Origin of the sequence: Aeromonas sp. 30P, from assembly GCF_051919805.1 — a bacterium.
Classification (GTDB): Bacteria; Pseudomonadota; Gammaproteobacteria; order Enterobacterales; family Aeromonadaceae; genus Aeromonas; species Aeromonas veronii.
The window spans coordinates 130001-144088 of the sequence record NZ_JBQBEA010000001.1; the positions used below are offsets into that span (position 1 = coordinate 130001).

Consider the following 14088-nt stretch of genomic DNA (forward strand, 5'->3'; position numbering starts at 1 on the left):
TCGTACCCCAAACCGACACAGGTGGTCGGGTAGAGAATACCAAGGCGCTTGAGAGAACTCGGGTGAAGGAACTAGGCAAAATAGAACCGTAACTTCGGGAGAAGGTTCGCTCTTGACAGTGAAGTCCCTCGCGGATGGAGCAGTTGGGAGTCGCAGTGACCAGATGGCTGGGACTGTTTATCAAAAACACAGCACTCTGCAAACACGAAAGTGGACGTATAGGGTGTGACACCTGCCCGGTGCCGGAAGGTTAATTGATGGGGTTAGCGCAAGCGAAGCTCTTGATCGAAGCCCCGGTAAACGGCGGCCGTAACTATAACGGTCCTAAGGTAGCGAAATTCCTTGTCGGGTAAGTTCCGACCTGCACGAATGGTGTAACCATGGCCATGCTGTCTCCACCCGAGACTCAGTGAAATCGAATTCGCCGTGAAGATGCGGTGTACCCGCGGCTAGACGGAAAGACCCCGTGAACCTTTACTACAGCTTGGCACTGAACATTGAACCTACATGTGTAGGATAGGTGGGAGGCTTTGAAGGCGTGACGCCAGTTGCGCTGGAGCCGTCCTTGAAATACCACCCTTGTATGTTTGATGTTCTAACGCAGGGCCCTGAATCGGGCTCGCGGACAGTGCCTGGTGGGTAGTTTGACTGGGGCGGTCTCCTCCCAAAGAGTAACGGAGGAGCACGAAGGTTGGCTAATCCTGGTCGGACATCAGGAGGTTAGTGCAATGGCATAAGCCAGCTTAACTGCGAGACGGACAGGTCGAGCAGGTACGAAAGTAGGTCATAGTGATCCGGTGGTTCTGAATGGAAGGGCCATCGCTCAACGGATAAAAGGTACTCCGGGGATAACAGGCTGATACCGCCCAAGAGTTCATATCGACGGCGGTGTTTGGCACCTCGATGTCGGCTCATCACATCCTGGGGCTGAAGTCGGTCCCAAGGGTATGGCTGTTCGCCATTTAAAGTGGTACGCGAGCTGGGTTCAGAACGTCGTGAGACAGTTCGGTCCCTATCTGCCGTGGGCGTTGGATGATTGAAGGGAGTTGCTCCTAGTACGAGAGGACCGGAGTGAACGAACCTCTGGTGTTCGGGTTGTCACGCCAGTGGCACTGCCCGGTAGCTAAGTTCGGAATCGATAACCGCTGAAAGCATCTAAGCGGGAAGCGAGCCCTGAGATGAGTCATCCCTGACCCCTTGAGGGTCCTAAAGGGCCGTTGGAGACCACAACGTTGATAGGTGGGGTGTGTAAGCGCGGCGACGTGTTGAGCTAACCCATACTAATTACCCGTGAGGCTTAACCATACAACACCCAAGAAGTGTTCTAAGGCTTGTAGCAAATACCAAGCGAACTACTAACTAATTCAGTGATAATGACAAGCAACTAGCAAAGTCGTTATTCACGTCAGCTTTCTAGATTAAGAATTTGCCTGGCGGCCATAGCGCCGTGGAACCACCTGATCCCATGCCGAACTCAGAAGTGAAACGCGGTAGCGCCGATGGTAGTGTGGCATTCGCCATGCGAGAGTAGGACACTGCCAGGCACCCAATTTCAAGATTACGCCCAGCGTGGTCTTTACCGGTTAGTGTGCTGATATGGCTCAGTCGGTAGAGCGCATCCTTGGTAAGGATGAGGTCCCCAGTTCGATTCTGGGTATCAGCACCATTTTCAAGTTAGTTTTAAAAGCTTTTGCCTGACGGCAATAGCGCCGTGGAACCACCTGATCCCATGCCGAACTCAGAAGTGAAACGCGGTAGCGCCGATGGTAGTGTGGCATTCGCCATGCGAGAGTAGGACACTGTCAGGCACCTATTTAGAAGAGGCCTCCCATTCGGGAGGCCTTTTTGCATTTCTGCAATTCAAAAAACTGCCCTGCCGCCGGCATTTTAGTAAAAGTGCTGGGCTATCAAGGGATTGCCCGTTACTCTTTAGCCGTTGCCGATTAACACGTGATGCTGCCAGCGAGGTATTGATGGCTACGTTGAAGGAAATTGCACAGGAAGCGGGGGTTTCTCTCGCCACGGTATCCCGGGTACTGAACGAGGATCCCAGCCTGAGCGTCAAGGAAGAGACCAAGCAGCGGATCTTCGAGATTGCCGAACGGCTGGAGTACAAGACCAGCAGCGCCCGCAAGGGGGTACATAAGAGCAAGCTGCACTTTCTGGTGGTCTATGCCTATCCCCAGAGTACCGAGGTCAACGACCCTTACTATCTCGCTATCCGTTATGGCATTGAGACCCAAAGTGCCCGCCTCAATATCGAACTGACTCATCTCTACAACTGCGGTGAAGGGCGCGAACTGAGCGCCGTGGATGGCATTCTGGTGGTCGGCACACTCACAGCCGAACGTCTCGTCCAGCTAAGGGCTTGTTCCAGCCAGCTGGTGTTTGTCGACTGCCGTTCACAGGGAGAGTTCGACTCGGTCGATGTGGATCTCGCCCTGATCAGCCAGCAGGTCGTCGATTACTTCATCGCGCAGGGGCACCAGCGTATCGGTTATATCGGTGGCCAGGATGAGAATCCGGACCTGCGTGAACTGGCCTTCCGGGATTATGGTCAGCGGCTGGGGGTGGTGCAGGAGAACGACCTCTATCGTGGGGACTTCTCCAGTGCCTCCGGCTACCAGTTGGCGAAGGAGATGCTGGCGGGTGACTGGCCCAAGGCGCTGTTCGTTGCCTCCGACTCCATCGCCATCGGTGTGCTGCGTGCCATTCATGAGAAGGGACTGGCGATTCCCCAGCAGATCGAGCTCATCAGCGTCAACGATATCCCGACCGCCAAATTCACCTTCCCGCCGCTCTCTACGGTGCGGATCCACTCCGAGTTGATGGGCTCCCAGGGAGTCAATTTGCTGGTTGAGCGGCTGCGAGACGAGCGTGATATTCCACTCCGGGTGCTGGTACCGAGCAAGTTGACCCTGCGTGGCACCACTCGCTGATTTTAGTAAAATGCTCTGCTTTTTAGTCGCGCCATCTTGCGGTGGTGCGACTCCTCTCCCAAGTAAACTTATTTCCCATATCATCCCGTGACGTCATATCGTATTGTTTTATAGTTGATTTTATTGTAGTTCAGCCAACGGCTATCAACATCTATGCCACTCATCCATATCTTGCCCTCCTTTATCTCCCGCTTCTGATCTCGCTCACAAAACCATCTGTTCATTGTGATCAGGTTAAAACTTTACCAATAGAAAGCTGATATTTAGTAAATGTTTACCTAGAGTTTACCCAGTTAACGTTGCCTTGTTCCGGGAGGACATGTGAATAACTGGGAAAACGTCCAATTCGTTGGTGAAAACAGGCTGGCCCCGCGTGCCTACTTCTTCTCTTATGCCGACCACGCGCTGGCGGCCACCATGCAGCGCGAGCTGAGCCGCCGTTTTCTGAGCCTTAGTGGCCAGTGGCAGTTCCACTACTTCGACCACCCCCTGCAGGTGCCGGAGGCCTTCTATCACAGCCCCATGAACGAATGGGGCCAGATCACCGTGCCCAACATGTGGCAGATGGAGGGTCATGGCCAGCTGCAGTACACCGACGAAGGTTTTCCCTTCCCCATCGACGTGCCCTTTGTGCCGACCAACAACCCCACCGGCGCCTATCAGCGCAGCTTCACGCTGAGCCCGGCCTGGGGCGGCGAGCAGGTGATCATCAAGTTTGACGGGGTGGAGACCTACTTCGAGGTCTATGTGAACGGCCAGTATGTCGGCTTCAGCAAGGGGAGCCGTCTCACCGCCGAGTTCGATATCAGTGCCTACGCCAAGGTTGGCGAGAACCTGCTGTCAGTGCGGGTGATGCAGTGGGCCGACTCCACCTATATCGAAGATCAGGACATGTGGTGGATGGCGGGGATCTTCCGCGATGTCTATCTGGTGGGCAAACCGGCCGCCCATGTGCAGGACTTCTTCATCCGCACCACGCTGGCCGATGACAATCAGAGCGCTACCCTGAGCTGCGATATCCAGCTGGAAAATCTGGGGGCGGCAGCCCGTGAGCACCGTCTGGTCTGGTCGCTGCTGGATCAGGGCCGCGAGATCGCCAGCGGCTCCCTCGACCATCTCGTCATTGATGGCAAGTGTGATTGCCGCTTCACGCTGGATCTGGCCAACCCCCATCTGTGGAGCGCCGAAGATCCTTACCTCTATCAGCTGCAACTCTCCCTCTACAACGGTCAGGGGGAGCTGCTGGAAGTGATCCCGCAGCGGGTCGGGGTGCGTGAAATCAAGGTCAAGGATGGCCTTTTCTACGTCAACGGCCACTACCTCAAGCTGCACGGGGTGAACCGCCACGACAATGATCACCTCAAGAGCCGCGCAGTCGGTATGGATCGGGTAGAGCGCGATATCGTGCTGATGAAGCAGCACAACCTCAACTCGGTGCGCACCGCCCACTATCCGAACGACCCGCGCTTCTACGAGCTGTGCGACCAGTACGGTCTGTTCGTGATGGCGGAGACCGACGTGGAGACCCACGGTTTTGCCAACGTCGGCGATCTCAGCCGCATCACCGACGACCCCTTTTGGGAGCCGGTGTTCGTGGATCGCATCGAGCGCCACGTGCACGCTCAGAAGAACCACCCCTCCATCATCATCTGGTCGCTCGGCAACGAATCCGGCTACGGCTGCAACATCAGAGCCATGTACCAGCGCTGCAAGGCGATCGATCCGACCCGGCTGGTGCACTACGAAGAGGATCGCGATGCCGAGGTGGTGGATGTGGTGAGTACCATGTACTCCCGCGTCTCCCAGATGAACTGCTTTGGCGAGTTTCCGATGGCGAAGCCGCGCATCCTCTGCGAATACGCCCACGCCATGGGTAACGGCCCGGGTGGCCTGAGTGAATACCAGCAGGTGTTCGATCGTCACCCCCACATTCAGGGCCACTACATCTGGGAGTGGTGCGATCACGGCATTCTGGATCAGGACGAGCAGGGCCGCCCGGTCTACAAGTACGGCGGTGACTACGGCGACTACCCCAACAACTACAACTTCTGCATGGATGGGCTCATCTATCCGGATCAGACCCCGGGGCCGGGCCTGCGTGAATACAAGCAGGTGATCTGCCCGGTCAAGGTGCGCGCGCTGGATCTGGCGAGCGGCAAGCTGGAAGTGGAAAACCGCTACTGGTTCTCCACTCTCGACGATATCCGCCTGCTGGTCGAGGTGAAGGCCGAGGGCGAGCTGCTGGCCAGCCAGCAAATCCGGCTGGAAGGGGTGGCTCCCGGTGCCATCACCGAGTTGCAACTCGAGCTGCCCACGCTCGATGGGCGGGAAACCTTCGTCCAGCTGCGGGTCATCAAGGCCAGTGCCACCCGCTACAGCGCGGCGGAGCACGAGCTGGGCCAGTACCAGTTCCGGCTGAAAGAGTCGACTCGCCAGCTGCTGCCCTTTGCCAATCCCAACGCTACTGCGCTGCAGATTGCCGATGAGAGGCTTGATCTGACCCTGAGTGGCAGCGGCTTTGCCCTGCGTTTCTCACGCCTCGACGGCAAGCTGGTGAGCTGGCAGCAGGATGGCAATGAGCTGATTGAGCGGGCGCCGCGCCTCACCTTCTTCAAGCCGATGATCGACAACCACAAGCAGGAGTACGAGAGCCTGTGGCACCCGAACCACCTGCAGATCATGCAGGAGCACTTCCGCACTCTGAGCTGGCGTCAGCTGGGCGAGGCGGTCGAGGTGACGGTGGAGAGCCTGATCGCGCCGCCGGTGTTCGACTTCGGCATGCGCTGCAGCTACGTCTACACCCTGAGCCCGAACGGCCAGCTGCACGTGGCGCTCTCCGGCCAGCCCTACGGCGGCTATGACGACATCATCCCGAAGATCGGCTTCGAGCTGGGCATTCGTCAGGATCTCGATCGGGTGCACTACTACGGCATGGGGCCGGGCGAGAACTATCAGGACAGCCGCCAGAGCAACTGGATCGACAGCTTTCAGAGCACAGTCGGCGAGATGTGGGAGCACTACCCGTTCCCGCAGGACAACGGCAACCGCCAGCAGGTGCGCTGGGCGACCCTGACCAACCGCCACGGTGCCGGCCTCTACGTGCGGCCTGATGCCCCCATCAACCTGAGCGTCTGGCCCTACAGCTGGGAGCATATCCACGCGGCGCAGCACATCAACGAGCTGGAACCGAGCGGCTATCTCACCCTCAATCTGGATCACAAGGTGTTGGGGCTGGGCTCCAACTCCTGGGGCTCCGAGGTGCTGGACTCCTGGCGGGTGCGCTTCGAGCCGTTCAGCTTCGGCCTGACCCTGCTGCCCATCGCCCGTGGCAACCTCAATCCGGCTGCGCTGGCCGGGCTCGATCTCACCATCAACGGCGGGAGGAACCTCGCATGATCACCCTGGACAACCTGACCCTGTTCAAAAACATCTACCGGGAGGGCAAAAAGTGGGGCCGCTGCGTGGAGGCCATCAACAACCTGCCGAACCTCAAGCCCGGTATCTGCCACTCCATCGGTGACTCCCTCACCTACCGCTTGCAGGAGGGGGCCAGCCCGGCCACCTCACTGTTCGAGGGGCAGCGCCGCTACTTCGACGTCCACTACTACATGGAAGGGGAAGAGACGGTGGAGTGGGCTGCCAAGCCGGATCTGCGGGTCGAGCAGGCTTATGACGACACCACAGACCGCGAGTGGCTGGCCGGCGAGGTGCGTGAGCGCCAGAAAGTCGGCAACGGTCAGGTGGTGATCTTCGAGAACGATGAAGCCTACCGGTTCGTCGGTGATGCGCCGGTGCGAAAGGTGATCATCAAGGTCACCGTTGAAGGCGGCTACTTCAAGAACAAATAACAAGCCGCCGGTTCTGCACTGACAAAAGCCTGAAGGGCGGGGCTCACCCTACAAATCATGCCCCGCCCTTTCGCTGAGATAACTACAGGTCTGGAGATGCACCATGTCTGATTCCAAACGCAATACGATAGGCAAGTTTGGTCTGCTGTCGCTCACTTTCGCGGCGGTATTCAGCTTCAACAACGTCATCAACAACAACATCGAGATCGGTCTGGCCTCGGCCCCGATGTTCTTTCTGGCCACCATTTTTTACTTCATTCCGTTCTGCCTGATCATTGCGGAATTTGTGTCACTGAATAAGAACTCCGAAGCAGGCGTCTATGCCTGGGTGAAGAGCTCCCTCGGCGGTCGCTGGGCCTTTATCTCCGCCTACACCTACTGGTTCGTGAACCTCTTCTTCTTCACCTCGCTGCTGCCGCGGGTCATCGCCTACGCCTCCTATGCCTTCCTCGGCTACGAGTACATTCTCACTCCGGTGGCGACCACGGCATTGAGCATGGTGCTGTTTGCCTTTGCCACCTATGTCTCCACCAACGGCGCCAAGATGCTCGGTCCCATCACCTCGGTGACCTCGTCCCTGATGCTGCTGCTGACCCTCTCCTACATCCTGCTGGCGGGTGCGGCACTGGTGGGCGGCGTGCAACCGGCTGACCCCATCACGGTAGAGGCCATGGTCCCCGATTTCAGCTGGGCCTTCCTCGGTATCACCACCTGGATCTTTATGGCGGCTGGTGGCGCCGAGTCGGTGGCGGTCTACGTCAATGACGTAAAAGGCGGCTCCAAATCCTTCGTGAAGGTGATCATCATCGCCGGGATTTTTATCGGGGTGCTCTACTCCATCGCATCGCTCTTGATCAACGTGTTCGTGCCGAGCGGCACCCTGAAATATACCGGCGGCTCGGTGCAGGTGTTTGAAGGGCTGGCTGCTTACTTCGGCCTGCCGGAGATCCTGATGAACCGCTTCGTGGGTCTGGTCTCCTTCACCGCCATGTTCGGCTCCCTGCTGATGTGGACGGCGACCCCGGTGAAGATCTTCTTCTCCGAAATCCCGGCCGGCATCTTCGGCAAGAAAACCGTCGAGCTGAACGAGAACGGCGTGCCCGCCCGTGCAGCCTGGATCCAGTACCTCATCGTGCTGCCGCTGATGGTGATCCCGACCCTGGGCTCCAACACCGCGCAGGATCTGATGAACACAGTCATCAACATGACCGCTGCCGCCTCCATGCTGCCGCCGCTGTTCATCATGCTGGCCTACCTCAATCTGCGCCTGAAGCTCGACCACCTGCCGCGGGAGTTCAAGATGGGTTCGCGTACCACCGGCATCGCCGTGGTGTCGGTGCTGATCGCCATCTTCTCGGTGGGCTTCCTCGCCTCCACCTTCCCGACCGGTGCCGACATCATGACCATCATCTTCTACAACGTCGGCGGGATCGTGATCTTCCTCGGCTTCGCCTGGTGGAAATACAACAGATACGAGGCCTCCCTCAGCGCCGAAGCGCGTGCCAAAGAGGCCCAGCCGGCAGCGCAGGTTGCCATGCAGACGCCATAGGTACTGCATTGAATTCCAATCAAACCGGGTGGCCGTTGGCCACCCGCAAACCGTTGAACCAGAAAAGGAAAAGAGCATGAGCGAGACGATCGAGTTTGCCGAATTCAAACGGGTCGAGATGAAGGTGGGCAAGGTGCTGGAGGTGGTGCGCCACCCCGGGGCCGACAAACTCTACATCGTCCAGATCGACGTGGGGGGCGAGCGGCCGCTGCAGACCGTCACCAGTCTGGTGCCCTACTACAGCGAAGAGGAGCTGATGGGCAGCGAGGTGGTGGTGCTGACCAACCTCAAGCCCACCAAGATGCGCGGCGAGCGATCCGAGTGCATGTTGCTCTGCGCCGAGACCCCGGACGAGAGCCAGAGCGTGCTGTTGCAGCCCCGGGTGCCGATGGCGCCGGGCACTCCGATCGTCTGAATGGTATTGCGAGCCGGCGCGGGAGACTGCACCGGTTCACCAACGAGGCCGCCCACGCGGCCCGATCATAACAAGAGAGTAAAGCGCGGGGCCGACAGACCCTTGCCGAACACATCACAGAGTCACAGCGTTCCCCGCAGGGAGCGCGAGTCCACTGGAGGACATCATGTCTGAATCCGTACGCGGCACCATAGGCAAGTTTGCCCTGTTGTCGATGACCTTTGCCGCCGTGTTCAACGTGCGCAACATCGTCAACAACAACATCGAGCTGGGGCTCAGCTCCGCCCCCATCTTCCTGCTGGCGACCATCGTCTACTTCATCCCGTTTGTTTTCATCATCGCCGAGTTCGTCTCGGCCAATAAAAACTCCGAGTCGGGGATGTACGACTGGCTTAAAAAACCGCTCGGCACCCGGATGGCCTATCTGGGCTCGTTTCTCTACTGGTTCGTGAACCTGTTCTGGTTCGTCTCCCTGCTGCCCAACGTCATCGCCTACGCCTCATACGCCATGCTGGGGTACGAGTACAGCTTCTCGCCCATGGTCACCTCGATCATCTCCATCGTGCTGTTTGCGGCGGCGACCCACATCTCCACCAAGGGGGCGAGCTGGCTCGGCAAAATTGCCGAAATAGTGGCCTACGGTGTGTTTGCCCTGTTCGCCATCTATGTGCTGGGCGCCCTGATGGCTTTGAGTGGCGATCATGTGCCGGCCCAGCCCATCACGCTGGAGGCGATGACTCCCACCGTCAACTGGGCGACCCTCGGCATCATGTGCTGGATCTTCCAGGCGGCGGGCGGTGCCGAGACAGCGGCGGCCTATCTCAATGATGTGAAGGGCGGTCAGAAGTCCTTCATCAAGGTGATCATCAGTGCGGGCATCGTCATCGGTGCCATGTATGCGGTCGGTTCCCTGTTGGTGAACGTGTTCGTACCGCGCGAGAGCCTCACCTATGCCGGCGGCATGGTGGAGATCTTCACCGGCATGGCCCAGTATTTCGGGCTCTCCGAGGCGCTGGTGGGCCGCTTCGTCGGCGTGGTGCTGTTCATCGCCATGTTCGGCTCCATGATGATGTGGACCTCGGCGCCGGTGAAGATCCACTTCTCCGAGATCCCGCAGGGGGTTTACGGCGAGAAGACCACCCAGCTCAACGAGCACGGCGTGCCGGTGCGCGCCGCCTGGTGGCAGTTTGTCTTCGTGTTCGCGATGCTGGTGGTCAACGGCTTCGGCTCCGAGTCGGTGCAGCAGATGATGAACACCGCCATCAACCTCACCGCCGGTACCGCCATGCTGCCGCCGATCTTCATCATGGTGGCCTACTTCGTGTTCCGCTGGAAACATGACGACACCCCCCGCGACTTCCGCATGGGGTCGCGCAAGTTCGGGATGGGCGTGGTGTCGGTGCTGATCGCCATCTTCGTGGTGAGCATGAGTGCCTCCGCCTTCCCGGCCGGGGTGGATCTGGTGCGCGCCTTCTTCATCAACGTCTTTATGACCGCGGTCTTCTCGGCGCTGGCCTACTGGTGGATCTCCCGCTTCGAGAAGCGGCAGGCTCGCAAGCTCTCCGGCAATGAGAAGAAAACCGGCAACGGCAAGCTGGCCAGCCAGCGCTGATCGGCAGAACGAAAAAGCGAGACGGGCGGCCTGGGTCGCCCGTTTTTTTATCCATTTCGCGCCGGTTTGGCGCTATCTGGCCGCGGCTCATCAACTTCCGCTATTCGACAAAGCAAAGGCGTTAAGCATTGATGAACAATTAACCGCTGCACAACGTTGCGCCTCTCTGTTATCGGGGTAAGCTGGAGGTTCGTTTTAGCGGGAGGTGCCAGACATCTCCCGCTCTGTTTCTTGTCCTCCCCAATCCTGACTGTCGCCACGGCAGCAGGATGCCCTTCTGATGGAGACCTTTCGTGCGTCTGGATCCCTTTACTGTTGTGCTGATTGCGGTGGTCACCCTGGCCTCCCTCTTTCCCTGCGAGGGGCAGGTGGCCGTCTGGTTCGGTCTGCTGACCAAGCTGGCGGTGGCGCTCTTGTTCTTCATGCATGGCGCCAAGCTGTCGCGCCAGAACCTGTTGGCGGGCCTCGGTCACTGGCGGCTTCATCTGGTGGTGATGCTCAGCACCTTCGTGCTCTTTCCGCTGCTCGGGCTGCTGCTCACCCCGCTGGTGCCGAGCTGGCTGAGCCCGGCCATCTACCTTGGCTTCCTCTATCTCTGCGCTCTGCCTGCCACCGTGCAGTCGGCTATCGCCTTTACCTCCATGGCTGGCGGCAATGTGTCGGCGGCGGTGTGCAGCGCCTCGGCCTCCAGCATCCTCGGTATCTTTCTCTCGCCGGTGCTGGTGGGGATGATGATCCACGTACAGGGGGAGGGGATCGACACCTGGCACTCCATCCAGTCCATCATGATGCAGCTGATGCTGCCTTTTGTGGTGGGCCACCTGTCGCGCCCGCTGCTCGGTCGCTGGGTCGACAGCCACCGGCCGCTCATCGGCAAGCTGGATCAGAGCTCCATCCTGCTGGTGGTCTACGTCGCCTTCAGCGAGGCGGTGGTGCAGGGGATTTGGCGTCAAGTAAGTTGGTACGATCTGGCCAGTATCGTGCTGCTGAGCTGCGTCTTGCTGGTGCTGGTACTCTGCTGGAACGTCTGGATCAGCCGTCGCCTCGGCTTCGACAAGGCGGACGAGATAACCATCGTCTTTTGCGGCTCCAAGAAGAGTCTGGCCAACGGGGTGCCGATGGCCAACGTCATGTTCCCGGCCGCCAGCGTCGGGGTGAGGTGCTGCCGCTGATGATCTTCCACCAGATCCAGCTGATGGTCTGCGCCGTGCTGGCGCGCCGCTATCACGAGCAGGGGCATTGATACTCGCGACGTTTTTGCTGTCATAACAAGAGGGAGGCCCGTTGGCCTCCCTCTTCTCATCTGCATGCCGACCGGCGGATTAGCGTTTGCGCCAGACGGTCAGCTGCGCCACCGTGTGCTGGTATTTGCGGGCGGTCTCGCGGATGACGAAAGGCACATCCCGCGGCGGGCAGTGCTCCTCGAACTCCGCCGCCAGCAGCCGTTGCAGCGCCTGATAGGTGGTGAGCGCCTCGCCGTTTTCGCGAATGCCGCCGAGCCAGTTGGCGGGTGGGGTATATTCCGCCAGCCAGGTATAGGGGCTGGTGAGCACCAGCAGGCCACCGCTGCGCAGCCGGGGGGCGATATCCCGCAGGAAGCGGGCGGGCTCCCGCAGCCGGTCGATCAGATTGGAGGCGAGCACCAGATCGTAGTGGTCATATTTGGGCTTGAGGTTGCAGGCATCCCCCTGACTGAAGTGGATGCGCTCAGCCTGACTCGCCCCCAGCCCGTGGCTCGACAGGCGCGCCTCGCAATACTCCACCAGTTCACCCTCCAGCGGAATGGCGTAGCGGAAACTGTCCTGGCTGGCGAGGGCCAGCGCCACATCGATGAAGCGGGCCGAGTAGTCCACCCCGTCCACATGCTGGAAGTGGCGGGCCAGTTCGAAGCTGGCGCGGCCGGTGGCACAGCCGATATCCAGCGCCCGCTGGTGGTTGCTGCAGAGCTCGCCAGCAAGATCAGCAAGCGTCTTGGCGTAGTTGGCTACCCCGAAGTGGCTCGGGCCGTACTGGAAGTCGAGGTACTGAGCGACGAGCGTGTCGGTTTCATAGGGATTCACGATAACGGGTTCCTGATAACGGGAGACCAGATAGCGGAAACCCGCATGCTGGAAGAAGTGACGCCGGAAGGCGTAACGGGATGATTTGAGCGCTTCGTTACCCGTGCTGATCCAGCTGCCGCCCTTGATGAGGGTGTGCTTGCCATCAAAGGTGGGGGTAGAGAAGTCGTCGTAGAGCGGGTGGATTTTAAAGCCGTCGAAACCGTCGATGGCGGTGCTGGTCCACTGCCAGACATTGCCCACCAGATCGAAGAACTCCCCTTGCGGGCAGGCATCCACCGGGCAGGGGGAGGCGTAGCGGGCCAGATTGATATTGCCGGGGGCCTCCGTCCAGTCCGGCTGATCGCCGGGTAGCTGCTCGCGCAGCAGCATCCACTCCGCCTCGCTCGGCAGCTGGATGGGAAGTCCGGTCCGTGCCGCCTTCCAGCGGCAGAAGGCGGCCGCCTCCAGCTGGTTGACCTCCACCGGCCAGTCCCAGGGCATGGCGACCTGCTCGGTCATCAGCCGCAGTTGCAGTTGTTCGGGTTTGGCAGGGTCACCCACCCAGAAGGTGGGCATCTGCGCCTTGGCGTACTGGCACCAGCCCCATCCCTCATCCCACCACTGTTGCTGGCCGTAGCCGCCCGCCTGGACGAAGGCGAGGTACTCGGCATTGCTCACTAGCATGCGGCTGGCCTGAAACGGGGCCAGCTCGATATGGCGCTCGCCATATTCGTTGTCCCAGCCGTAGGTGGCGTCCTGCTTGCCAAGGCGCACCTTGCCGCCGGCCACCGGCAGCAGACTGTTGGCGGGTACCTGATCAATGCGGTGGCGGGCTTCAGTGCAGGCGGGCCAATAAGGCTGCGGCCGCACCCAGGCGAGCGGCAACTGGCGGATCAGCACGCTGGAGGTCTCGAGGTGGATACGCTCGTGCTCTATCCCCATCAGGATCACCCAGGCCGGGCTCTGCCAGCCGATGGGCAGGGTGAGGGGCATCTGGCGAATAAAATCGCACACCAGCGTACGGACTTTGGCCCGATAGCTGCGCAGCTCGCTGACTTTGGGCCAGTCGTAGTGGGTTTCGTCCAGATCATCCCAGCTCATCTCGTCCACCCCGATGGCGACCATGGCCTCGATGCGGGCATCCAGCCGCTGATCGATCAGGCGTGCCGCCAGCAGCTTGTTGATAAAGAAGGCGGCGGTGTGGCCGTAGTAGAAGATGAGCGGATGGCGCAGGGGGATCGCCTTGTTGAACCAGGCCCGTTCATCGGCCAGACAGTCGAACAGCGAGTCGTAGAGATCGAAGGTCTGGCAGAAGTAGGTGAGCAGCTCGCGCCGTTTCTGCTCGGGATCGCTGCCGGTCAGCAACGGGGTGCGAGTCGGCTCCGGCAGACCGGTGGCAGTGGCATAGAGAGGGCTTGCTTGGGTCACGCTCTGACTCCTTGTTGGCAGTGAAGACTGACAAGACAGTGGTAATGACATTACCGCAATGGAGAGCTTGGTACGCACGAAGTACCACTATTGGCTCAACAGGCCGGCAGGGCAATTAAAAACTTCCACGGGCTGTCAGCATAGTGACCGGTAGGACGGCTCGCCAGCCAGCTCTCCACCTGCCTGTTAGGGGATGGTCAGATTCGCCAAATGGTGGTCTAAATGGCTCTTTTTAATGCGTACCACTTCTTACTG

At 59.6% G+C, this 14088-nt stretch carries 7 protein-coding genes, 1 tRNA gene, 3 rRNA genes and 1 pseudogene (1 of these 12 running past the window's edge); 11 read left to right on the top strand and 1 reads right to left on the bottom strand.

What is annotated here, in order from left to right:
• The 11 genes and pseudogenes from ACTG2B_RS00605 to ACTG2B_RS00655 all read left to right on the top strand — a co-directional run.
• Window positions 1–1305, top strand: a 23S ribosomal RNA gene (locus ACTG2B_RS00605); it begins 1587 nt to the left of the window's first position.
• A 124-nt stretch (window positions 1306–1429) separates the two neighbouring features.
• Window positions 1430–1544 (top strand): 5S ribosomal RNA (rrf, locus tag ACTG2B_RS00610).
• Between the two features lie 46 nt (window positions 1545–1590).
• Window positions 1591–1666: transfer RNA gene (locus tag ACTG2B_RS00615), tRNA-Thr, on the top strand.
• Between the two features lie 27 nt (window positions 1667–1693).
• Window positions 1694–1808: ribosomal RNA gene (gene rrf, locus ACTG2B_RS00620) — 5S ribosomal RNA — on the top strand.
• A 165-nt stretch (window positions 1809–1973) separates the two neighbouring features.
• On the top strand, window positions 1974–2939 hold the full coding sequence (ebgR, locus tag ACTG2B_RS00625; RefSeq protein ID WP_019446210.1) for a transcriptional regulator EbgR: 966 nt from the start codon (window positions 1974–1976) through the stop codon (window positions 2937–2939).
• 321 nt (window positions 2940–3260) lie between these two features.
• Window positions 3261–6335, top strand: coding sequence for a beta-galactosidase subunit alpha (gene ebgA, locus ACTG2B_RS00630; RefSeq protein ID WP_439995021.1), 3075 nt, complete (start codon window positions 3261–3263; stop codon window positions 6333–6335).
• The gene (locus ACTG2B_RS00635) at window positions 6332–6787 is read left to right on the top strand and encodes a beta-galactosidase subunit beta (RefSeq protein ID WP_439995022.1); all 456 of its coding nucleotides are present in this window, start codon (window positions 6332–6334) and stop codon (window positions 6785–6787) included. Before ebgA ends, ACTG2B_RS00635 begins: the two co-directional genes overlap by 4 nt.
• 103 nt (window positions 6788–6890) lie before the next feature.
• Window positions 6891–8336 carry an amino acid permease gene (locus ACTG2B_RS00640; protein ID WP_102989700.1) on the top strand — a complete coding sequence of 482 codons (1446 nt, stop codon included), beginning with the start codon at window positions 6891–6893 and terminating at the stop codon, window positions 8334–8336.
• 76 nt (window positions 8337–8412) lie between these two features.
• Complete coding sequence (locus ACTG2B_RS00645; RefSeq protein WP_005342042.1) at window positions 8413–8751, top strand: tRNA-binding protein; 339 nt, start codon at window positions 8413–8415, stop codon at window positions 8749–8751.
• 166 nt (window positions 8752–8917) lie between these two features.
• On the top strand, window positions 8918–10363 hold the full coding sequence (locus ACTG2B_RS00650) for an amino acid permease (RefSeq protein WP_439995023.1): 1446 nt from the start codon (window positions 8918–8920) through the stop codon (window positions 10361–10363).
• Window positions 10364–10656: 293 nt separating this feature from the next.
• A pseudogene (locus ACTG2B_RS00655) lies at window positions 10657–11606 on the top strand (bile acid:sodium symporter family protein).
• 79 nt (window positions 11607–11685) lie between these two features.
• Here ACTG2B_RS00655 and ovoA read toward each other — a convergent pair.
• Window positions 11686–13833: a 5-histidylcysteine sulfoxide synthase gene (gene ovoA, locus ACTG2B_RS00660; protein ID WP_439995024.1), complete on the bottom strand. Its 2148-nt coding sequence runs from the start codon at window positions 13831–13833 to the stop codon at window positions 11686–11688.
• Window positions 13834–14088: the final 255 nt, after the last annotated feature.